At 69.6% G+C, this 20,363-nt stretch carries 19 protein-coding genes and 1 pseudogene; 7 read left to right on the top strand and 13 right to left on the bottom strand.

Translation table 11 applies throughout. The annotated features are described in order from the left end of the window. Nucleotides 1-34: 34 nt before the first annotated feature. Nucleotides 35-712, bottom strand: a complete 678-nt coding sequence (locus AC1RQF_RS30440) for a DsbA family protein (RefSeq protein ID WP_273996064.1) — start codon at nt 710-712, stop codon at nt 35-37. Nucleotides 713-814: 102 nt separating this feature from the next. On the opposite strand from AC1RQF_RS30440, the gene AC1RQF_RS30435 reads away from it, so the two are divergent. Both AC1RQF_RS30435 and AC1RQF_RS30430 read left to right on the top strand, forming a co-directional pair. Further along, nucleotides 815-1,714 (top strand): LysR family transcriptional regulator, encoded by a 900-nt coding sequence (locus AC1RQF_RS30435; protein WP_492873781.1) that lies wholly within the window; start codon nt 815-817, stop codon nt 1,712-1,714. Further along, nucleotides 1,711-3,183 (top strand): aminotransferase-like domain-containing protein, encoded by a 1,473-nt coding sequence (locus AC1RQF_RS30430; protein ID WP_273996066.1) that lies wholly within the window; start codon nt 1,711-1,713, stop codon nt 3,181-3,183. The genes AC1RQF_RS30435 and AC1RQF_RS30430 overlap by 4 nt, the downstream gene beginning before the upstream one ends. A gap of 21 nt (nt 3,184-3,204) precedes the next feature. Here the strand turns inward: AC1RQF_RS30430 and AC1RQF_RS30425 are convergent, their stop codons facing one another. The 3 genes from AC1RQF_RS30425 to AC1RQF_RS30415 form a co-directional block, all read right to left on the bottom strand. Then, nucleotides 3,205-3,393 carry a DUF2970 domain-containing protein gene (locus tag AC1RQF_RS30425; protein WP_273996067.1) on the bottom strand — a complete coding sequence of 63 codons (189 nt, stop codon included), beginning with the start codon at nt 3,391-3,393 and terminating at the stop codon, nt 3,205-3,207. Nucleotides 3,394-3,507: 114 nt separating this feature from the next. Continuing rightward, nucleotides 3,508-5,772 (bottom strand): ATP-dependent DNA helicase, encoded by a 2,265-nt coding sequence (locus tag AC1RQF_RS30420; RefSeq protein ID WP_273996068.1) that lies wholly within the window; start codon nt 5,770-5,772, stop codon nt 3,508-3,510. Continuing rightward, nucleotides 5,769-7,463, bottom strand: a complete 1,695-nt coding sequence (locus AC1RQF_RS30415; protein WP_273996069.1) for a VRR-NUC domain-containing protein — start codon at nt 7,461-7,463, stop codon at nt 5,769-5,771. The genes AC1RQF_RS30420 and AC1RQF_RS30415 overlap by 4 nt, the downstream gene beginning before the upstream one ends. A gap of 218 nt (nt 7,464-7,681) precedes the next feature. Between AC1RQF_RS30415 and rbsK the strand changes: the two genes are divergently transcribed. Further along, a complete protein-coding gene (gene rbsK / locus AC1RQF_RS30410) occupies nt 7,682-8,608 on the top strand; it encodes a ribokinase (protein ID WP_273996070.1) in 927 nt (308 codons plus the stop codon). Nucleotides 8,609-8,672: 64 nt separating this feature from the next. After that, nucleotides 8,673-10,025, top strand: a complete 1,353-nt coding sequence (gene fucP, locus AC1RQF_RS30405; RefSeq protein WP_492873777.1) for an L-fucose:H+ symporter permease — start codon at nt 8,673-8,675, stop codon at nt 10,023-10,025. Nucleotides 10,026-10,075: 50 nt separating this feature from the next. Here fucP and deoR read toward each other — a convergent pair whose 3' ends face one another. Beyond that, a complete protein-coding gene (gene deoR, locus AC1RQF_RS30400; protein ID WP_273996072.1) occupies nt 10,076-10,846 on the bottom strand; it encodes a DNA-binding transcriptional repressor DeoR in 771 nt (256 codons plus the stop codon). Between the two features lie 139 nt (nt 10,847-10,985). Between deoR and deoC the strand changes: the two genes are divergently transcribed. After that, the gene (gene deoC, locus AC1RQF_RS30395; protein WP_273996073.1) at nt 10,986-11,666 is read left to right on the top strand and encodes a deoxyribose-phosphate aldolase; all 681 of its coding nucleotides are present in this window, start codon (nt 10,986-10,988) and stop codon (nt 11,664-11,666) included. A gap of 135 nt (nt 11,667-11,801) precedes the next feature. Continuing rightward, complete coding sequence (locus tag AC1RQF_RS30390; RefSeq protein ID WP_492873775.1) at nt 11,802-12,767, top strand: alpha/beta hydrolase; 966 nt, start codon at nt 11,802-11,804, stop codon at nt 12,765-12,767. 371 nt (nt 12,768-13,138) lie between these two features. Here the strand turns inward: AC1RQF_RS30390 and AC1RQF_RS30385 are convergent, their stop codons facing one another. The 3 genes and pseudogenes from AC1RQF_RS30385 to AC1RQF_RS30375 all read right to left on the bottom strand — a co-directional run. Further along, nucleotides 13,139-14,116, bottom strand: a complete 978-nt coding sequence (locus AC1RQF_RS30385) for a nucleoside hydrolase (RefSeq protein ID WP_273996075.1) — start codon at nt 14,114-14,116, stop codon at nt 13,139-13,141. A gap of 119 nt (nt 14,117-14,235) precedes the next feature. After that, on the bottom strand, nt 14,236-14,421 hold the full coding sequence (locus tag AC1RQF_RS30380; protein WP_273996076.1) for a hypothetical protein: 186 nt from the start codon (nt 14,419-14,421) through the stop codon (nt 14,236-14,238). A 331-nt stretch (nt 14,422-14,752) separates the two neighbouring features. Beyond that, a pseudogene (locus AC1RQF_RS30375) lies at nt 14,753-14,973 on the bottom strand (transposase); the annotation flags it as partial. Between AC1RQF_RS30375 and AC1RQF_RS30370 the strand changes: the two are divergent. Further along, nucleotides 14,884-15,498 carry an ANTAR domain-containing response regulator gene (locus AC1RQF_RS30370; RefSeq protein ID WP_492873789.1) on the top strand — a complete coding sequence of 205 codons (615 nt, stop codon included), beginning with the start codon at nt 14,884-14,886 and terminating at the stop codon, nt 15,496-15,498. The pseudogene AC1RQF_RS30375 and the gene AC1RQF_RS30370 overlap by 90 nt on opposite strands. Here AC1RQF_RS30370 and AC1RQF_RS30365 read toward each other — a convergent pair. The 5 genes from AC1RQF_RS30365 to AC1RQF_RS30345 form a co-directional block, all read right to left on the bottom strand. Next, complete coding sequence (locus AC1RQF_RS30365) at nt 15,404-16,441, bottom strand: quinone oxidoreductase family protein (RefSeq protein WP_492873772.1); 1,038 nt, start codon at nt 16,439-16,441, stop codon at nt 15,404-15,406. The two genes, AC1RQF_RS30370 and AC1RQF_RS30365, sit on opposite strands and share 95 nt — an antisense overlap. 63 nt (nt 16,442-16,504) lie before the next feature. Further along, a complete protein-coding gene (locus tag AC1RQF_RS30360; RefSeq protein ID WP_492873770.1) occupies nt 16,505-17,461 on the bottom strand; it encodes a cucumopine synthase-related protein in 957 nt (318 codons plus the stop codon). Nucleotides 17,462-17,712: 251 nt separating this feature from the next. Further along, a complete protein-coding gene (locus AC1RQF_RS30355; protein ID WP_273996080.1) occupies nt 17,713-18,891 on the bottom strand; it encodes a YncE family protein in 1,179 nt (392 codons plus the stop codon). 76 nt (nt 18,892-18,967) lie between these two features. Further along, entirely contained in the window at nt 18,968-19,756 is a 789-nt protein-coding gene (locus AC1RQF_RS30350; protein WP_273998354.1) for a creatininase family protein, read from the bottom strand. A gap of 409 nt (nt 19,757-20,165) precedes the next feature. Next, nucleotides 20,166-20,363: hypothetical protein (locus AC1RQF_RS30345; RefSeq protein WP_492873768.1), on the bottom strand; the 198-nt coding region annotated here is incomplete at its 5' end.

The following is a 20,363-nucleotide window of genomic DNA, read 5'->3' as shown; positions in this document are numbered from 1 at the left end:
GCGGGCCGCCGGCCCGCCGCCGGCGCGCGCCCGCTCAGGCCTCGCGACCGCCCTGCTCGATCAAGGCGAGCAGGCCCTGCGGACCGCGATACAGCGGTTCGCCGTGCAGCAACTGGCTGCGCCCGTTGCGCGTCACCAGCAACTGCGGCACGCCCGACACCCTCAAGGCCTGCATCATCCGCTGCGAGTCGTTCGTGCGCGCGGCCGTCGCCGCGGCAAGCGCAGGATCCTCGTCGATGCGGCGCGCCAGCGCGGCCGCGTCGAGCGGGCGTTGCGCGGCCGCCGCCACGCGCGCCGCAATCTGCCCCAGCACCTCGGCCCGCGCGGTGTCGAGCCCGTCGACGTAGCGCGCCAGCTGGATCGCTTCGAGCAGCGCATGTTCCAGGCCGGGGTCCAGTTCCCGCAGCGCGGTCAGCGCGCGCGTCGCCGGACCGGAGTCGAAGCGGACGCCGTCGCGCAGCAGCACGTCGCGGCGATACGCCTCGGTGAAACGCTGGCCGGTCAGCTGTTCGATCCGCTGGTCGTTGCGCCACGCGTAGTCCGCGAAATCGCGCGTCAGATCCCGCGCGCCCTCGTCCGCGAACAGCCCCGACGGCATCAGTTCCAGCGCGTCGGGATAGGCCTCGGCCAATCCCGCGAGCGCGGGGGCCGCCGCATAACACCAGCCGCACAGGGGATCGAAGAAATACTGCAGTTTCAGGTCGTTCGTCATGGTTCTTCCAGCGGGAAAGTAGCTTGGACGCCAGTCTATTCGATCTCCATCCAATCAAATACAATGCGCCGATTGACGATTTGTTGCATGGATTGAGCGAATATGGATCGGCTCACCGCAATGCGGGTGTTCGTGGAGACAGCGGAGCGCGGCAGCGTCTCGGCGGCCGCGCTGCATCTCGACATGTCGCGCGCGATGGCGTCGCGCTATGTCGCGCTGATGGAGCAATGGTCCGGCGCGCGCCTGCTGCACCGGACCACCCGCCGCCTGACGCTGACGACGGCGGGCACCCAGATGTTGCCGCTGTGCCGCGACATGCTCGGGATGGCGGGCCGGATCGAATCGCTGGCGGCGGACGACGGCGGCGCGCCGCGCGGCCAGCTGCGGCTCACGGCAAGCGCGATCTTCGCGCAGACCCATCTGTCCGACGCCCTGCTCGATTTCCTCGCCCGCTATCCGGCGGTATCGGTCGACCTTCAGGTGGTCGACCGCACCGTCGATCTGGTCGAGGAGCGCATCGACCTCGCGATCCGCATCACCCGCGCGCCCGATCCCGGCCTGATCGCCCGCAAGCTCGGCGTGTGCCGCTCGGTGCTGTGCGCCGCGCCCGCCTATCTCCAGGCGCGCGGCACGCCGACCGAACCGCGCGATCTCGCGCGCCACAACTGCCTGACCTATGCGTACTTCGGCCAGAGCGTCTGGCACCTGGGCCGCGGCGGCGAGCCGCTCGCCGTGCCCGTGCAGGGCAACTTCGCCACGAACGAGTCGTCCGTGCTGCTGCGCGCGGCGCGGGCGGGCGGCGGCATCGCGCTGCTGCCGACCTTCGCGGCCAACGAATATCTGCGCACCGGCGCGCTCGTCGCCGTGCTGCCCGACTATGCGCCCCCCGATCTCGACATCCATGCGCTCTACGCGTCGCGCCGGCAACTGCCCTCGGCAACCCGGGCGCTGATCGATTTCCTCGCGGAACGCTTCGGCGGCACGCCGGAGTGGGATCGATGAGCGCGCCCGCCGCCCCGACCAAGCGCTACGAGGCGCTCGCCCGCGCGCTCGCAGCCGAGATCCGGTCGGGCAACCTGCCCGTCGGCGCGCGGCTGCCGTCGCTGCGCCGGATCATCGCGCAGCATGGCGTGAGCCAGTCGACGGTGTTTCGCGCGTACTACCTGCTGGAGGAATGGGGCTTGATCCGCGCCCGCGAGCGGTCCGGCTACTTCGTCGCGCCCGGCGCGCGGGTGCCCGACGCCACCGCGGCCGACAGCTGCGCGGCGGCCGTCCCGCCCGAGGCGGGGTCGAGCCGCGTCGACATCAGCGAACTCGTGTTCTCGGTGCTCGACGCCGCGAAGCGCCCCGACCTCGCGCCGCTCGGCTCCGCCTTCCCGTCGCCGCTGCTGTTCCCGCTGCCGCGCCTCGCGCGCTCGCTCGCGCAGGCGGCGCGGCGCATCGACCCGTGGGGCACGGTGGCCGACCTGCCGCCCGGCAACGACGCGCTGCGCCGGCAGATCGCGCTGCGCTATGTCGGCATGGGGATCGCGCAGCCGCTCGACGAAATCGTCGTCACCGACGGCGCGCTCGATGCGCTCAACCTGTGCCTGATGGCGGTCACGCGGCCGGGCGACGTGATCGCGGTCGAAGCGCCCGGCTTCTACGCGGCGCTCCAGGCGGCGGAGCGGCTCGACCTGCGGGTCGTCGAGATTCCCGTCGATCCGGCGCAGGGCCTCGACCTGGATGCGCTCGCGGCCGCGCTGGAACGGCATCCGATCCGCGCGTGCTGGTTCATGACGAATTTCCAGAATCCGACCGGCGCGACGCTGTCGCTCGACCGCAAGCAGGCGCTCGTCGCGCTGCTCGCGCGCCACCAGGTGCCGCTGATCGAGGACGACGTCTATGGCGAACTGCATTTCGACGCCGGCTGTCCGCTGCCCGCGCGCGCGTTCGACCGGCACGGGCTCGTGATGCATTGCAGTTCGTTCTCGAAGACGCTCGCGCCCGGCTACCGGATCGGCTGGGCCGCGGCGGGCCGCTTCGCCGCGCGCGTGCGGCGTCTCAAGCTGATGACCACGCTGTCGGCCAGCGTACCAGCGCAGGCGGGCCTCGCGGACTATCTCGAGTACGGCGGCTACGACCGCCATCTGCGCAAGCTGCGCGCGGCGCTCCAGGCGCAGCTCGCGCGGATGGGCGACGCGATCGCGCGCTGGCTGCCCGCCGACGTGCGCTGGACGCGCCCGGCGGGCGGCTACTTCCTGTGGCTGGAACTGCCGGGTGAGATCGACGCGATGGCGTTGCACCGGCTCGCGCTCGAACGCGGCGTCGGGCTCGCGCCGGGGCCGATCTTCTCGGCGTCGCACGCCTTCGGCCATTGCGTACGGCTCAATTTCGGCCATCCGTGGAGCGATGCGACCGACGCCGCGCTGCGTGCGCTCGGCGGCCTGCTCGCGGATCCGGCCGTGCGGCGGCATCCGGCCGAAGCCTGAGCGCCGGCGGCGAAGCGCCGCTCACCGCGCGACGGCGACCGCGAGTTTCGCGAGCGAGAACAACGTCGCGCCGAACGCCGTGACGAACACCACGATCGCGATCGACAGCCACGGCAGTTTCACGGCCGCGAGATCGGCGCGGTGCGACGCGCCCTTGCGCACGCCGAAGAAGCTCCAGAACACCATCCGAAGCATTTTGAGTAGGTTCATGATCCGCTCCTCGCCCGTTTCACCGGGCGGTTTGTCCGTGACCGATGTTCGCCCGGCAAGCGCGGCGAGAACAGCAGCAGATGACGTCGATTCGAGCGCAGCAGCCGGGCCGCCTCAGCTCACGCGCCACCACCTGGGCAGCAGGTCGCGCACCGCGCGCGTCCGGTAGCGGTCGTCGATCAGGTGGACCACGCCCTCGTCCTGCTCGGTGCGGATGACCCGGCCCGCCGCCTGCACGACCTTTTGCAGCCCCGGGAACAGGTACAGGTAGTCGTAGCCGTTGCCGAAGCGCGCGTCGAGCGCGCGCCGCATCGCCTCGTTGACGTCGTTCATCTGCGGCAGCCCGAGGGTCGCGATGAACGCGCCGATCAGCTTGTCGCCGACGAGATCGATGCCCTCGCCGAACGCGCCGCCCAGCACCGCGAAGCCGATGCCCCGCCCGTCCGCCTGGAAGCGCGCGAGAAACGCATCGCGCGCCGGCTCGTCCATGCCGGGCGCCTGCGCCCACACGGGCAGCGCCGGATGCCGCTCGCGCAGCAGGCCGACCACCTGCTGCAGGTACTCGAAGCTGCTCAGGAAGCCGAGATAGTTGCCCGGCCGCGCCGCATATTGTTCGGCGATCAGCGCGACGATCGGCTCCAGCGAACGCTCGCGGTCGCGCCAGCGCGTCGACACGTGCGCCGCTACCTTCACGGTCAGCTGCGCCGCGCGGAACGGGCCGTCGACCTCGATCCAGGCCGTGTCGGCCGGCAGGCCGAGCGTGTCGCGATGGAAATGAAACGGGTTCAGCGTGCCCGAAAACAGCACCGTCGCGTGCGCGGCCGCATGCCGGGCCGCGAGGAAGTCGGCCGGCACGACGTTGCGCACGCACAGCGTCGAGCGCGGTTTGCTCTTGCGCGCGCCGGCCGCCTGCGTGACGTCGAACAGCGAATGGGTGTCGAACTGCTCGGCCAGCGTGACGAAATGCATCGCGTCGAAACAGAAGCGCAGCACCGTCTCGTCGATCGACAGCGGCGCGTCCGCCAGCTGCTCGGTGGCCTTGCCGATCAGGTTCTGCGCGGCCGACAGCACGCGCGGCGGCACCGCTTCGAGCACCGCGTAGGCGTCCTCCTGGGTGCGGTTCAACGCGTTCCACTCGCGATTGAGCCGTTCGAGCGGCCGCGCGAGCGGCCCGTCCGTCAGCTGGCGCACGCCGGCCAGCGCGAACTGGTCGAGCCCCGCGCTGTACATCCGGCGCGCGCGCTCGAGCAGGTTGTGCGCCTCGTCGACCAGCACCCCGACGCGCCACTGGTTCTGCTGCGCGAGGCCGTACAGCAGCGCGCCGCCGCTGTCGTAGTAATAGTTGTAGTCGCCGATCACCACGTCGCTCCAGCGCGCCAGCTCCTGCGCGAGGTAATACGGACAGACCTCGTGCGCGAGCGCGACGGCCCGCACCGCCGCCCGGTCGAGCCGCCGCCCGTCGAGCGCCTCGGCCCGCGCGGCCGCGAGCTTGTCGTGGAAACCGCGCGCGAGCGGACAGGACTCGCCGTGGCATGCCTTGTCCGGATGCTCGCAGGATTTGTCGCGCGCCACCAGTTCGAGCGTGCGCAGCGGCACGCCGTCGGCCGCGCCGCCGCGCAGCGTGTCGAGCGCCTCCAGCGCGAGCGCGCGGCCCGGGGTTTTCGCGGTCAGGAAGAACACCCGGTCGAGCCGGTCCTCGCCGCACGCCTTCAGCATCGGGAACAAGGTGCCGAGCGTCTTGCCGATGCCGGTCGGCGCCTGCGCGAGCAGGCAGCGCCCGTCGCGCGCCGCGCGATAGACCGCGACCGCCAGCTCGCGCTGGCCGCTGCGGAACTGTCCGTGCGGAAACGGCAGCGCCAGCAGCGCCGCGTTGCGCGCCGCGCGATGCGCGGTCTCGCGCGCGGCCCACCCGGCGAAGCGCTCGCACTGGTCGACGAAGAACGCCTCCAGCGACGCCGCCGTGTGCGACTCCGTCAGGATCGTCTCGACCTGGCTCGCGATGTCGAAATAGACGAGCGCGACGGTCAGTTCCGCCAGCCCGCGCGCGCGGCACAGCAGATGGCCGTAGACGCGCGCCTGCGCCCAGTGCAGCGCCCGGTGGTTCGCGGGCATCCGCTCCAGCGCGCCGCGATAGGTCTTGATCTCTTCGAGGCGGTTCAGCGCCGGGTCGTAGCCGTCCGCGCGGCCGCGCACCGTGAGCGCGCCATGCGCGCCCGACAGCGTGACCTCCCGTTCATAGCCGTCGCTGCGCCGCGACGTCACCCGGCCGTGTCCGGCGATGCCTTCCTGCGCGGTCGGCGCGGGCGTGAAGCGCAGGTCGAGATCGCCGCCCCGCGCGGTGAACTCGCACAACGCCCGCACCGCGACGACGTAGCTCATGCGCCCGCCTCCTCGTCGACCTCGCGGGTCTCGCCCGGCGCATCGCGCCATTCCACGTCGAGCACGCGCACCGGCATCCCGTGCGCGACGCAGTACGACAGCCAGCGGATCTGGTTGTCCTGAAGGCGGTCGCCCGGCGCCTTCACCTCGATCAGCTCGTAGCGGCGTTCGGCCGGCCAGAAACGGACCAGGTCCGGCAGCCCCGAGCGGTTGCCGCGTATGTCCTGCAGGAGCCGCTCGAACCACAGCCGCAGATGCGCGGCCGGCAGGCAGGCGAGCGCCTGCGCGAGCAAGGTGTCGTCGAGCGCGCCCCAGAACACGAACGGCGACTGCACCCCGGCCTTCTGCGCGTAGTGGCGCAGGATCGTCTCGCGATAGGCGTCGCTGTCGAGCTGTGCGAGGCACGCGTCGAACTGCGCGGCGCGGCGCGCCCGGAAGTCGGGCGCGTGCAGGTCGGCCGGCCCGCGCTGGAACGGGTGGAAGAACGCGCCCGGCAGCGCCGCGAACACCGGCTCCCAGCACAACAGGCCGAACAGCGAATTGATCAGCGTGTTCTCGACGTAGTGCACCGGGGCTTCGTCGCAGGACAGATGGTCGCGCACCGCGGTCTCGACCGTGAAGGGCCCGGCGGGCGGCGCAAGCCGCAGCACGCCGCGCGGAATCGCCCCGGGACGCGCGGCGCGCGCGACCGGCCCGCCGGCGCGGCGACGCAGGCGCGGCAGCATGCGCGCGAGGCGCTGCGCCTCCTCCTCGCTCTCGGGCTCGCGCGCGGCGCGCTCGGCCAGCGCGAGCGCTTCCGCCTCCTGGCCGCTGCGTTCGAGCACGCGCACTCGCCGGTGACGGCTGCCGGGCCACGCGCTGCGCAGGTAGGCCGCCAGCGCGCCGGCCCATTCGCCGCGCCGCTCGCAGGTCTGGCCCACCTGGAACAGCAGCTTCGCGCGACGCGTGGCGAGCCAGGGATTGTCGGACGCGAGCGCATCCGCGGCGGCCGTCAGCGCGTCGAGCGGCGCGTCGTCCGGCCAGACGGCCAGCGCCTCGCGGCAGGCATGCAGCGCGAGATAGGCGTCGACCTCCTCGCGCCGCTGGAACGCGCGCGACGCGGGCCCGAGCGCAACCGGCTCATACTGGAACACGCCGAGATCGGCCAGCACGAATTCCGACCAGTCCTGGTACAGGTTGCCGAAGAACATCAGCCGCAGGCGATCGCACAACGGACCGACCGTCACCGCGAGCACGCGTTCGTCCGCCGCCGGATGCCATGCGGAAAACGGACGGATCTCGCCGTCGCCGATGCCGGCGCGCAGGTGCGCGAGCAGGTCGGCCTTGCGCGCGCCCGCGCCGGCCGGGACAAGGTGCGCGAGTTCCGCGCGCGTGACGAGCGCGAACAGCTGGTCGAGCGACAGCCCGGGCGCCGGATCGACCCAGCCGAGGGCGATCAGCGCGGCCGCCGCGTCGCGCGCGGGACCGATCTCGTCGTACGTCAGCTTGCTTTCGCGAAACAGCGGCCCCTTGCGCATCAGCATTCGCACGAGCAGCGCCCGCGACGCGCGCGGCAACGCGGCGAAATCGCGCAGGAACGCGCGTTCGGCGTCGTCGAACAGATCGTCGTAGCGGGCATCGAGCCACGCGAGCGCGCGCTCGAAATTCGACAGGTAGTAGAACGCGGGAGGAGACGATGGCGCGGTCGACACGGGGTGCGATCACTGTATGTTTATACAGCCGCGATGATAGCAAAAAGCGCCGGGCAAGCGGCCGCGGCGAAGGCCGGACGAGGCTCGCCCGCCTCCGAGGTTTGATATGGGCATCACACAAAAAGATTGAATTCCAACATTTCATGTGATTATATTTACAAAATTGACGCCGGCAGCCGCACCCGCCCGTGAGACCTGGACCTGGAGACAACACCAAGATGGGCAAGATCGCTGTAATCGGCAGCAACATGGTCGACCTGGTGACCTATGTGGACCGCATGCCGGTTCGCGGCGAGACGCTGGAAGCGCCCGGTTTCGAGATCGGCTGCGGCGGCAAGGGCGCGAACCAGGCGGTCGCGGCCGCGAAGCTCGGCGCGGAGGTGGTGATGGTCACGAAGGTCGGCGACGACCTGTTCGCGGACAACACGCTGCGCAATTTCGCGCAGGCCGGCATCGACACCGAGCACGTGCGGCGGGTGCCGGGCGTGCCGAGCGGAGTCGCGCCGATCTTCGTCGAGCCGGATTCGAGCAACAGCATCCTGATCGTCAAGGGCGCGAACCGCCATCTGCTGCCCGCCGACATCGACGCCGCCGCCGAGCGCATCGCCAGTTGCGCGTTGATCGTGCTGCAGCTCGAAATCGCGCTCGACACCGTGTACTACGCGCTCGAATTCGGCGCGGCGCGCGGCATCCCGGTGCTGCTGAACCCCGCGCCGGCGGTGCCCGGCCTCGATCTCGCGCGGATCGCGCAAGCCGAGTTCTTCGTGCCGAACGAAACCGAGCTGGCGATCGTCACCGGCATGCCGGTCGATTCGCCGGCCGCGATCGAGCGCGCGGCCGCCTCGCTCGTCGAGCGCGGCCTGCGCAACGTGATCGTCACGCTGGGCGCGCGCGGTTCGCTGTGGATGTCGGCGCGCGGCGCGCACCACGCGCCCGGCGTGCCGGTCGACGCGCGCGACACCACCGGCGCGGGCGACGCCTACATCGGCTGCTTCGCGCACCGCTACGTCGCGGCGGGCGATGTCGCCGACGCGATGCGCCACGCGTCCGCGTATGCCGCGCATTCGGTCACGGGCCGCGGCACGCAGAAGGCCTACGCCGACGCCGCCACGTTCGCGCGCTTTCTGCGCGGCATCGTTTTTTGACGGCGCGCCTTGCGCGCCGCCATGCAGGTTCGCTTCACGACATCCACGACGGGAAGGAGACAGCATGAGCCGAACCAGAATCGCCCAGACGCCGGACGGGTATTACCTGAACCGGACGCCCTTGTTCGCGTTCACGCTGCTGTGCTGCCTGTTCGCGCTGTGGGGCACCGCCGCGAACCTCAACGACGTCCTGATCGCGCAGTTCAAGAAATCGTTCTTCCTGTCCGATTTCGAGTCGGCGTTCGTGCAGTCGGCGTTCTATCTCGGCTACTTCTTCCTCGCGATTCCCGCCGCGACCGTGGTGCGCAAGTTCAGCTACAAGACCACGATCCTGATCGGCCTGTTCTTCTATACGGTCGGCTGCCTGCTGTTCTTCCCGGCCGCGTCGACGGCGAAGTACGGGATGTTCCTGGTCGCGTTGTTCGTGATCGCAGCCGGCCTGTCCTTCCTCGAAACCGCGGCGAATTCGTATTCGACGCTGATGGGGCCGCGCGAGACCGGCACCCGCCGCCTCAACATCTCGCAGACCTTCTACCCGTTCGGCGCGATGGCGGGCGTCTGCATGGGCAGCTTCCTGATCTTCCGCGAAGGCGACGCCTCGCATGCGCAGCTCGCGCGGATGTCGGCCGCCGACGCGCATACGCACCAGCTCGCGATGATCCAGGCCACGCTCGAACCGTACAAATGGATCGTGGTCGTGCTGGTCGCGGTGTTCGTCGTGTTCGCGCTGACGCCCTACCCGGCCTGCAAGGGCCCCGCGTCCGACGCGGGCGCGGCGCGCCGCGTCGATGCGCTCGGCACGCTCGCGCGGCTGTTCGGCAACCGCCGCTTCGTCGCGGGCATCGTCGCGCAGTTCCTGTACGTGGGCGCGCAGGTGGGCGTGTGGAGCTTCACGATCCGGCTCGCGATGCAGATCGGCGGCCTCAACGAGCGCGGCGCGTCGCGCTACCTGCTCGCGACCTTCTTCGCGTTCTTCGTCGGCAAGCTGGTGGCGACGCTCGTGATGAAGCGCGTCGGCCCGGCCAAGGTGCTGATCGTCTACGGCGTGCTGTGCATCGCGCTGCTCGCCTATACGGTCGGCGTGCACGACATCACGGCCGTCTATGCGGCGGTCGGCGTCAGCATGTTCCTCGGCCCGTGCTGGCCGACGATCTACGGGCTCACGATCGACGGGCTCGGCCGCGATACCGAGTACGCGGGCTCGATCCTCGTGATGAGCATCGTCGGCGGCGCGGCGGTGCCGCTGCTGCAAGGACTGATCTCGGATCACACGGGCGGCAACATGCAGCTCGCCTTCGTGGTGCCGCTGCTGTGCTTCGTCGTGATCGTCGGCTACGGCGTCTACTGCCTGCGCCACGCGCCTGCCGCGCTGCCGGCGCGCGCGCCGCTCGACGCCCGGCGCGTCCCGGGCGCATGAAGCGGGGCGCGCGCACGCCGCTCGCCGCGCGCCGTCGCGCCGCGCGCGGCTCAGGTCACGAGCGCCACGCCGCGCTCGCGGATCAGCTGTTCGTATTTACGGTTCAGCTGATGGTCGGACAGGATGAAATTGAAGTCGCCCAGCTCCGCGAAGTACGCGGGCCGGACCTCGTCGAACTTGGTATGGTCGACCAGCAGGAACTTGTTCTGCGAGCGCTGCATCACCTGCTTCTTCACGTCGACCTCATGGAAGTTGAAGCAGGTGACGCCGCAGCGGTCGCTCACGCCCGCCGCCGAGATGAACGCCTTCGACACGCGCACCGTGTCGAGGATGCTGGTCTCCGCGCTCGACTCGAACACCATGTTCTTGCGATGGTAGGTGCCGCCGCACAGGATCACGTTGCAATGCGGCTTCTGCTGCAGCTTGAGGAACACGTTCAGCGAATTGCAGACGGCGGTGAATTCCAGCTCGTCGGGCAGGAAATCGACGACGAACGGCGTGGTCGAGCCGCAGTCGAGGAAGATCGTGTCGCCGGTCTTCACGAACTGCGCGGCGAGCTTGCCGATCTTGCGCTTCTCCTCGATCTGCCGGTTGTTCTCCGCGCTGATCAGGTATTCGCCGATGTCGCTGCGCTGCGCGGCGAAGTGGCGCGTGATGTAGCCGCCGACCAGGCTGAGCCCGTGCGGATTGTCAGCCAGGTCGCGGCGGATCGTCATCTCGGACACGCCGAACAGTTCGGCCACCTCGCGCAGATGAATCGCGTTCTGCCCTTGCAGCACGTTCATCAACGCCTTGATCCGCTCGCCCTTCTTGGTTTCCATCCTTCGTCCTTCCGTGGTATCCGTCGCGCCGGGAAGTCTGCCCCGGTCCGCTGCAACTGCGCTATTAGTAACAAACCAGTGTTAAAACATCAACTTTCGTGTGACCCGGTTCGTCGCACGTTCCTCTGGAGTCCGTTTCATGCCTGACACCCTCACCCCGCTCGCCCGCCTGATCGACCACACGCTGCTCGCGGCGGACGCCACCGATGCGCAGATCCGCGCGCTGTGCGCCCAGGCCGCCGAGCATGGTTTCTATTCGGTGTGCGTCAACTCGGCGAACGTGCCGCTCGCGGCCGCCGCGCTCGCCGGCACCGAGGTCGAGGTCTGCTCGGTGGTCGGCTTCCCGCTCGGCGCCGGGCTCAGCGCCGCCAAGGCATTCGAGGCCTCGGCCGCGATCGGGGCCGGCGCGGGCGAGATCGACATGGTCATCAATCTCGGCGCGCTCAAGAGCGGCCGTCTCGACGACGTGAAGGCCGACATCGCGGCGGTTCACGCCGCCTGCGGCGCGACGCCGCTCAAGGTGATCCTGGAGACCGGGCTGCTCAGCGACGCCGAAAAGGTCAGCGTGTGCGAGATCTGCCGCGACCTGGGCGTCGCGTTCGTGAAGACCTCGACGGGCTTCGGCCACGGCGGCGCGACGCTCGCGGACGTCGCGCTGATGCGCCGCACGGTCGGCCCCGTGCTCGGCGTGAAGGCGTCGGGCGGCGTGCGCGACCGCGCCGCCGCGCTCGCGATGGTCGAGGCGGGCGCGACCCGGCTCGGCACCAGTTCCGGCGTCGCGATCGTGACGGACGCGGTGACCGGGGCCGGCGCGTACTGAGCGCGCGCGGCGGCCTCCCCGCGCCGTCGCCGCTTATGCGACGATAGCGTCCTTGCCGCGCCGCCGCCGCGCCCTTCGGGTCGCGCGCCGGCACGGCCCCGACCACGGCGCGCGACGCGCCAGGAGAACAGCGCGATGGACCCCAAGCGACGCGATCTGATCGGCGCGGCACTGGCCGGCGGGCTCGGCATGTTGACCGCGTCGGCGCAGGCGGCGGACGATCCCGTCGCGCGGACCTCCGGCACGCCGCCGGACGAAACGCTCGACCTGTGGCCCGGCGCGCCGCCCGACCCCTCGCCCGAGGGCGCAGGCGACGGCGAACGGCCCGGCAAGAACGGCAGCGTGTCGCATGTCGCGCGGCCGCGCCTGAACGTGTATCGCCCCGCGCGCCCCAACGGCGCGGCCGCGCTCGTGATCGCGGGCGGCGGCTACGACCATATCGAGCTGGGCAACGAAAGCACGCCTGCATGCCTGTGGCTGAAATCGCTTGGCGTCACCGCGTTCGAGCTGGTGTACCGGCTGCCCGGCCAGGGATGGTCGCGCGCCGCGCCGTTGCAGGACGGCCAGCGCGCGATGCGGACGATACGCGCGCGGGCGCGCCGAGATGCGCTCGATCCCGCGCGGATCGTCATCATGGGCTTCTCGGCCGGCGGGCACCTCGCCGGCATGACGGCGGTCGAGCCGGATGCGGCGCGCTATGCGCGCGTCGACGCGATCGACGACCAGTCCGCCCGCCCCGACTTCGCGGCGCTGCTCTATCCGGTGCTCACGCTGATGCCGCCGTTCGACCATACGCGCACGCGGCTGCATGTCGTCGGCGAGCAGCCCGGCGCGGCGGAAAGCGCGGCGCTGTCGGTCAACCTGCATGTCGATGCGGGCGCGCCGCCGATGTTCCTCGCGCAGGCGCTCGACGATCCGATCTCGCCCGTCGACAACACGCTGCTGATGTTCGCCGCGCTGCGCGCCGCGCGCGTGCCGGGCGCGCTGCATGTGTTCCAGCGCGGCGGGCATGGTTGGGGGCTCGGTGCGCCGGGCAGCGAGGAACAGGCGTGGCCGGGGTTGTTCGAGCAGTGGGCGCGGCTCAATCGGCTGGTGCGGTGAGTTGAAGCGGGGCGTGCCCAGCGCGTGCACTTGCGCGGCTTCCCGAAGGTCGCGACGCCGGCCGCCCGCTTCGCGCGCAGGTCGTTCCCGTCGCCGAGCGCCGCCGTGCGGCATGCGGGCCCGCGCGCGCATTTAGCGCCGGGCCGCATGTCGAAGTGGTCGATCGAGGTGGCGACGGCGGATTCAGTTCGACGTCGCACCGGCGAGCCCGGAACAGTCAGCGTGGCGGCGCCGCCGCCGCGATCGCCGAATGGAAACGGAATCGGAACAGGAACAGCAGCGGCCGCCTCCGTGTCGGCCCCGCCTTTCGTCTTTTCATCCGACCGATAACGACAGGCAACCGACGTTTCCTGAGGCGACGCCGCGCCTCCTCACCGCATCAGCGTGCGCCGGTACAACGCCAGCATCCCCGCCACATCGACATCGACGCACACCTCCCGCGACGGCCGCCCGTCCCACTCCTGCGCGGGCACGCCCATCTTCGCCGGCTTCTGGATCGTCTGGCCGAGCGCGAGGCCCTCGGTCACCACCCGCACCGGCCCCGGGCGCGTCGTGTAGAGATCCGGCGCGAGCACATAAGCCACCGCCGACGGATCGTGCGTGTACAGGCCGTACACCCCGTCGCTCGTCTCGTGGAACGCCTCGTAATGGCGCGACACATCCCACACGAACTGCCCGACCTCGCCCGCGTCGTCGCGCAGCGCGGCCAGATAATCGTGCGACATGATGGTCTTCTGCGTGACGTCGAGCCCGACGATCGCGAGCGGCCAGGCGGCCGACAGCACCTGGTCCGCCGCGTCCGGATCGGCATGGATGTTCGCCTCGGCGGCCGGCGACACGTTGCCGAGCACGCCGTCGATGCCGAACGCGCCGCCCATGATCACCACCTGCTTGACCAGCCCGGCGATCGCCGGGTCCGCGTCGAGCCCATGCGCGAGATTGGTCAGCGGGCCGACCGCGACCAGCGTCACTTCATGCGGATGCGCGCGCACCATGTCGATGATGAACTGGTGCGCAGGCCGCGCGTCGAGCCCCGGATGCCCCTCGAAATCCGGCGCGTCGAATGCGCCGAGCGACAGGTTGCCGAGCCCGTTGTCGCCGTGGATCCAGCCGATCGGCGGCGGCGGCGGCCGGCGCAGCGGCGCGGCCGCGCCGCGTGCGACCGGCACGCCCGGCGCGAAGCGGCTCGTCAGGTACAGCGCATTGCGCGTCGTCGTCTCGACGGTCGCGTTGCCGAACACGCTCGTCACGCCGAGCAGTTCGATATCGGGATGGCAGGCCTGGAAAACCAGCGCCATCGCGTCGTCGACACCCGGATCGGTGTCATAGATGATCTTGTGCAAACTCACGGGAAATCCTTGGTCAGCCGCGGCGCCCAGCCGCCGCGGGTCATGCGGGTCGGCGCCATGATACCGCCGCGGCCGTCGCCGCGCACCCGCGCCCGATCCGCTGCAGGGAGGGCGCGCGCTCAACGCCGTTCGTCGCGTTCGCCGGGCTTGCGCGGCCGCCATGCGAGCAGGCCGGCCCCCGCGCCCACCGCGATCGTGACGAGATAGCCGGCCAGCCGCGCGAGCGTCACGGCGTCCGCGCCGGCCAGCCGCGCGAGCGACAACCCCGCGGCCGCGACGAAGAGGAAGGCGAACAGCCATTTCACGATGTCTGTCTCCAATCGGTTGCCTGTCTTCCGTTATAGACGCCCCGCGCACGATCCGCCGTCCGCGGCGCGACGCATTCCCGCCGCGCCGCGCCCTCGCGTCATCGTCGTCGAACGGGGTATACGCGATGTTGCGCGTCAAAAAAGATTGCTTAGAGTGCAGCGAGCAATCCGGCCGACAAAGCGGTCGCCGCGTTGCGCGACGCCTTGCGCGTCGTCGGGCCGTCCAGGCGGCCACCCGATCAGTTGCGTTGTCCGACAGCGTTGTCGGAGGAACGGTACGGCAAAGAAGCCCTTGTCTCGCGCGTCGAGACAAGGGCTTTTTTTGGGTTCATCGCGGATTACCGGGAAACGCAGCGCGGATTTTGAGGAAGAAATATTCCTCGTCGCGGTAGCCACAAGCCCGGCGTTTGATGACCTTGATGGTGTTGTTGATGCCTTCGACGACCTGGTATTGAGCGGGTGCCTGCAACGAGCCGGAATGCCGTGCCAGTCGCTCTGCGGGCGCTCAGCGAACAGTTTGAGCGGCGCAATGCCGCTCTGCCGAGCCTGTCGATTCCGTGGCTGGAGGACGACGCGCGCCCGCCGCTGATCGCGGTCACGACTTACGAGAGCCCGACGATCCTCGAATTGCTGCTGCGGATCGACGCCCAAAGCGCGGTGACGACGCCCGTGCGCTCGTTCGGCCTGTTGAGCGCGATGGCGCTGGCCTGCCATCAACATCGCCGCGACGACGACTATCGGCGGCGCATCGCGCAGCTCGAGCAGCGGCTCGCGTCGGTCCGGACCTTGCAGGACGCCAAGGCGCTGCTGATGCAGGTGCACGGGATCAGCGAGGAGGAGGTCTATCAGCAGATCCGCTCGCAGGCGATGGAGAAGCGCATCGCGATCCACCAGCTGGCCGAGCAGATCGTGCAGGCGCATGCGCTGCTGAAGCGGCCCGGGCAGGCCTCGCGCGGCCTGCCCGGGCGCGCGGCTCGCCCTAGCGCGGGGTCAGGCCCAGCTTGCACAGGAACGTGCCGGCTTCGATGCGGCGATGCGCGTCGGGCGCCTGCTCGAACGGCCAGGTCTCGCTGATCGACAGCAGCGGCTGCTCGGCCATCCAGGCGTGCATCGCCTCGGTGGCCTCGGCGAACCGAGGGGTTTTCAGGTAGTCCGTCGCGGAAAACAGCTTGAGGCCGTAGGTCTTGCCGAGCGCGAACGGATCGAAGGCCGCCTTGCCCGCGACATAGCCGTACAGGACGATCTCGCCGAAGCGCGACACGATCAGCGGATCGCGATTCACGGTCGGGCCGCCGACGCCGTTGAACGAATAGCGCACGCCCTCGCCGCCCGTCGCGTCGAGCACGGCGTCCACGTAATCGGTCGACGACGTATCGAACGCGCGCGCCGCGCCGATCGCGCGACAAAACGCGACCTCCTCGCTCCCGCGGCACAGGGCGATCACCTCGCAGCCGGCCGCCTTCGCGAGCTGCGTGACCATCGCGCCCATGCCGCCCGCCGCGCCGTGCACGGCGACCGCGTCGCCGCGCCGCACGTTCACGACCGCATGCAGCACGAGGTGCGCCAGGCGGAAGTTCACGAGGTAGACGAGCCCCTCGCGAAACGCCACGCGATCCGGCAGGCGTTGGATATCGGCCGGCGGCCCGGCATTCGCGCGCCCGGGCGGCGCGCCGCCCGGCGAGGTCAGCACGTATTCGGCATAGCACCCGCCTGACGGGACGAGCGCCATGACGCGCGCGCCGACCTCGTAGCCCTTCACATCGCGGCCGCAGGCGGCCACGACGCCCGCCACCTCGCGCCCCGGAATCCAGGGCACTCGGGTCGGCGTGAAGTAGCTGCCCTTGCGCGCCTCGACATCGCCGTAGATGATGCCGGCGATCTCGGTGCGGATCAGCACGTCGTCGTCGCCGACCGTCGGCACCGGGCAATCGACCACGCGCAGGTTCTCGGGCGGCCCCACCGCATCGATGCGCACGGCGCGCATCGTGGCGGGGCGTGTCTCATGTTGACGGCTCATGCGGGTCCTCGACGCGTTGAGTGAGCGCGCCGCCCGGCCGGGCGGCGCACGAGGCCACCCCGCTTACCCGCGCGCCCCGTCCGCGCGCTGATGCGGATAACCGTCGCCGAGTTTCCACGGGAAATAATGCAGATTCCAGGCATTCTGGCAATTCGCATAAAGCGCAAGCGAATTCAGCAGCGAGAAATACTCGTCCTTGGTTTCAAGCAGATCAAGCGCCGCAATGACGCGCTGCGTAAAATCCCATAATTCATCAAGGCCGCAATAACCGAGGAATTCGGCCGGGGTGCGGATGAAATTCGCCGTGATCGTCTTCAAGACGCCGAGCGTCAGGTCATTCGCGCGGCTCAGGCGCACCAGCCCATTGAGCGCGCAATAGCCGAGCGGCCGGGTTTCGCCGTTGACGAACACCAGCGTGGACAGGTACTGGTCGTAGCTACCCGCGCCGCTGCGAATCCGGCCCTCGTGCAGATCGAGGATGTCCTTCGGCGGGTCGATCCAGATACGCTGGGTCGCCGCGCGAATGTCCTCGGTCAGTTGCCGGACCTCGGGGGAGCCGGTCACCGGCTCCCATGCCAGCGTGCCCTTGTCGGCCGGGCCGCCCTTGCGCGAGATATGCGCGATGATCGGCTCCTTCGTGCGGCAGGCGGCGTCCCAGCAGGCCCGGCCCGCTTCGCGCAGCAGCGGCAGATGCTCCGGAATCACCCGGCCGATCGGCGCGGCGGGAATGTACTCACTGAGCGGCCCGTACTTGATCGCCAGATGCTGCAGTTGCGAGAGGAACAGCGTCCCGTCCTCCGACAGCGTGCGGTCTTCCTTGTATTCCGCCGCCGTGTAGATCAGTTCGGGAAACGGAGCGAGGTGATACAGGTGGTTGCCCGACACGAGCGCGTGATTCTGCAGGCTCGTGTACGGTAATTTCTCCCACAGCAACGAAGCGAGCCGCGGATTTTTTTCATATTCCAGCGTCGCGGTTACCGTGATGTCGATTGGCATCCATTTCAATTCAATCTGATGCATCGCGTTGTCTCCCGTCAAACTCATTTAAGGAAATGCGATGCGGATTGTAATGCCGCCGAATATTCGAAACCAGGGGTTTTTACATTATCGGAAAATTTACCATTCATTCCCGATTTTAAATTCTAAAAATATAAATAAGCGCGATCAGAATTCAATGCGAAAGCGACACCGGTTTCACGAAATCGATCAAATCAATCGTCCGCGCCGATGATTCGGTGACGGGCGGGCCTGCCGGCCCGCCCGTCCCTTGTTCAGCGCATGTTGCCGGTATGCCCGAGCGAATAGCGCCCCGGCTGCGGCCAGACCGTCAGGCCGTGCGGCTCCATGCCGACCGGAATCGACTTGACCTCGCCGCTCGCGGTGTCGATCGCATAGACCACGTCGTCGAACCGGCCGGACAACCACAGCGTCGCGCCGTCCGCGCTGACGTTGCCCATGTCGGGGCTGCCGCCGCCCGGGATCGGCCAGGTCACGCGCACCTTGCGCGTCGCGAAATCGATCACCGACACGCTGCCCTGGCCGTGGCGCGGCCCGTGCACGCGATTGGAGCCGCGATTCGCGACATAGAGCCGGGTGCCGTCGCGGCTTGGATACAGCCCGTGCGTGCCCACCCCCGTCTTGATGAAGCCGATCTTCTCGAAACGGTCGCCGTCGACGAGGTAGACCCCGTCGGCCATCATGTCGGCCACATAGAACACCTTGCCGTCCGGCGCGACGCGGATGTCCTGCGGCATGCCCTTGCTCGCGAGTTCGAGGTAGCCCAGCACCGTGCGGTTCACGAGATCGATCTTCGCGAGCTTGCCGCCGAATTCGCAGGTAAACAGCGCATAGCGCCCGTCGATCGAGAAATCGGCGTGGTTGATACCCTTGCATTCGGGCACCGCCAGGCTCGACTTGAGCGCCATCGTGTGCGCGTCGCGGAAATCCAGCCGCGCATGCGCCTCGGCCACCACGATCGCTTCCTTGCCGTCCGGCGTGAAATACATGTTGTAGGGATCGTCGACCGGCACCGCCTTGCCCGGCTTGCCGGTCTTCGGGTCGATCGGCGTCAGGCTGCCGTCGGTGCGGCCTTCCGCGTTGTTGGCGACCCACAGCGTCTGCAGGTCCCACGACGGCACCACGTGCTGCGGGCTGCGGCCGACCGGGAAGCGGTCGACGACCTTGTAGGTGGCCGGATCGATCACGTAGACGTCGTTCGAACGCAGGTTCGGCACGTACACGCGCGGCAGCGCGCCCGCCACCGCCGCGCTCATGCGGCCGGCCTGCGCGTCGCCGTAGAGATTGTCCGGGTTCGTGACGGGCGGCATGCCGGGCACGGTGGCGATCGGGGCCGCCGCGACCGCGCCGGCTCCGGCGAGCAGGGCCGCCAGGACGGCGGCGAGCCGGGCGCGACGGAATCGGGCGGCGCTGCAACGATAGGATCCTTGCATGGGAACGTCCGTTTTCGATTGATACGGTTGAGTGACGTGAGACGACCGGAAGCGCGACCGGGCGGGCCGGCGCGCGTCAGCGGGCTGCGGTTTCCGCGCGGATCGCGTCGATCGTGCGCGATACGATCGCGTTCACGCCCAGTTGGCCCAGTTCAACGCTGGACTGGCGCGGATCGCCGCCGTAAACGCCGTCGGCCGCTCCAGGCTTGGGCGCGGCGCGCAGCTTGTCGAGCCTCACCATGCGCGGGGCGACCGCGAGCAGCAGCGAGGTGTCGGCGAGCCCCGCGTGGGTGCCGATCGCGGCGTCGGGCACGCCATGCTCGCGCAAGAGCCGCGCGTAGCCGTCGGAACTCGTTCCGTAGTATTCGGGCGGCACGAACGCGCGCGCGCCGGACCCGGCCCAGGTCTTGTTCAGTTGCGCGACCACGCGGCGCACGTCGTTCTGATAGCCGCCGTGATCGCCGAGAAACACGACGTTCGTGAAGCCGTGCACCTTGAAACTGTTCGCGGCCGATTCCAGCAGCTTCTCGAAGGTGTCGTCGCTCACGGTGATCGTGCCGGGAAAGCGCATGTGCGAGGTCGGCGGCGCATAGCCGCCCTCGGGAACGTAGGCGATCACGGGCGCGACGAGCGCATTGCCAAGCCCTTCGGCAATGCGCTCGGCCAGCACCCTGACGCGCGCGTTGTGCTTGCCGAGCGCGACGTACGGGCCGCTCTGCTCGGTCCCGCCGATCGGGATGAGGATCGTGGTCTTGCCCGCGTGGATCGCGTCGCGCAGCTCGGTCCAGGTGAAATCCTCGAGTTGCACGCCGGGCGCGGCTTGCCCCGACGCGATCTGCGCGCCGACCAGCAACGCGGCGCACATCAATGCTTTCAGCATGAAGCGTGACATCCTGATTCCTCTCGTTCGGTGCAAGACCGAGGTGCGGTGATCCGGAGATGAAAGACGCGGGCGGCGAGGAGCGCCTGGGCGGCGTCGAGCGCTGCGCGCTGGAAATGGTAGCGCGTTCCGCGCCCGGATGGATGAACGAACCGGCAGGATCGTTGATCTGGCGCGCCGAGGCTCGGCCGGCCGTGGGGGCCGTGGGGGCCGTGGGGGCTATTGATGCCGTCGAGCCAAAACGGCGGGAGTCACGCCCCCACGATGGCGCGGCCCGCGATGCCGCTCAGGACGAGACGCCTGCGCGCGGCCGCGCTTCGCCGTTGGTCCGGGCGAGCGTTCCGTGCGCCGCCCGGCGATCAGCCGGGCGGCCGGGCCGGCGCAAGCGGCGGCGTCAATGCGCGCCGGCGAGCCCCAGATAGGTCACCCGCGCCGGATCGCGCGCGTCGATGACAACCCTCACCCGCTCCCCCGCGCGCGGCATGTTGCCGAGATCGACGTACTGCCGGATCGTGACGTCCCGGGACACGCCGTGATCGCTGATGCGCAGCACCATCCGCATCTGCGGCACCTGATTGAGCGTCACCCCCGT

This window comes from Burkholderia sp. GW821-FHT14F03 (genome assembly GCF_058803765.1).
The sequence above is the reverse complement of the archived record's forward strand: the minus strand, read 5'-3'. Positions and strand labels throughout refer to the sequence as shown.

Bases quoted from the DNA above. Each gene is read 5' to 3' on its own strand.
- fucP (WP_492873777.1), top strand. From the start codon at position 8,673: ATGAGCCGAACCAGAATCGCCCAGACGCCGGACGGGTATTACCTGAAC.
- rbsK (WP_273996070.1), top strand. From the start codon at position 7,682: ATGGGCAAGATCGCTGTAATCGGCAGCAACATGGTCGACCTGGTGACC.
- AC1RQF_RS30430 (WP_273996066.1), top strand. From the start codon at position 1,711: ATGAGCGCGCCCGCCGCCCCGACCAAGCGCTACGAGGCGCTCGCCCGC.
- AC1RQF_RS30390 (WP_492873775.1), top strand. From the start codon at position 11,802: ATGGACCCCAAGCGACGCGATCTGATCGGCGCGGCACTGGCCGGCGGG.
- AC1RQF_RS30355 (WP_273996080.1), bottom strand. From the start codon at position 18,891: ATGCAAGGATCCTATCGTTGCAGCGCCGCCCGATTCCGTCGCGCCCGG.
- AC1RQF_RS30420 (WP_273996068.1), bottom strand. From the start codon at position 5,772: ATGAGCTACGTCGTCGCGGTGCGGGCGTTGTGCGAGTTCACCGCGCGG.
- AC1RQF_RS30440 (WP_273996064.1), bottom strand. From the start codon at position 712: ATGACGAACGACCTGAAACTGCAGTATTTCTTCGATCCCCTGTGCGGC.
- AC1RQF_RS30425 (WP_273996067.1), bottom strand. From the start codon at position 3,393: ATGAACCTACTCAAAATGCTTCGGATGGTGTTCTGGAGCTTCTTCGGC.
- AC1RQF_RS30360 (WP_492873770.1), bottom strand. From the start codon at position 17,461: ATGCATCAGATTGAATTGAAATGGATGCCAATCGACATCACGGTAACC.
- AC1RQF_RS30350 (WP_273998354.1), bottom strand. From the start codon at position 19,756: ATGTGCGCCGCGTTGCTGGTCGGCGCGCAGATCGCGTCGGGGCAAGCC.
- AC1RQF_RS30365 (WP_492873772.1), bottom strand. From the start codon at position 16,441: ATGAGCCGTCAACATGAGACACGCCCCGCCACGATGCGCGCCGTGCGC.
- AC1RQF_RS30435 (WP_492873781.1), top strand. From the start codon at position 815: ATGGATCGGCTCACCGCAATGCGGGTGTTCGTGGAGACAGCGGAGCGC.
- deoR (WP_273996072.1), bottom strand. From the start codon at position 10,846: ATGGAAACCAAGAAGGGCGAGCGGATCAAGGCGTTGATGAACGTGCTG.
- deoC (WP_273996073.1), top strand. From the start codon at position 10,986: ATGCCTGACACCCTCACCCCGCTCGCCCGCCTGATCGACCACACGCTG.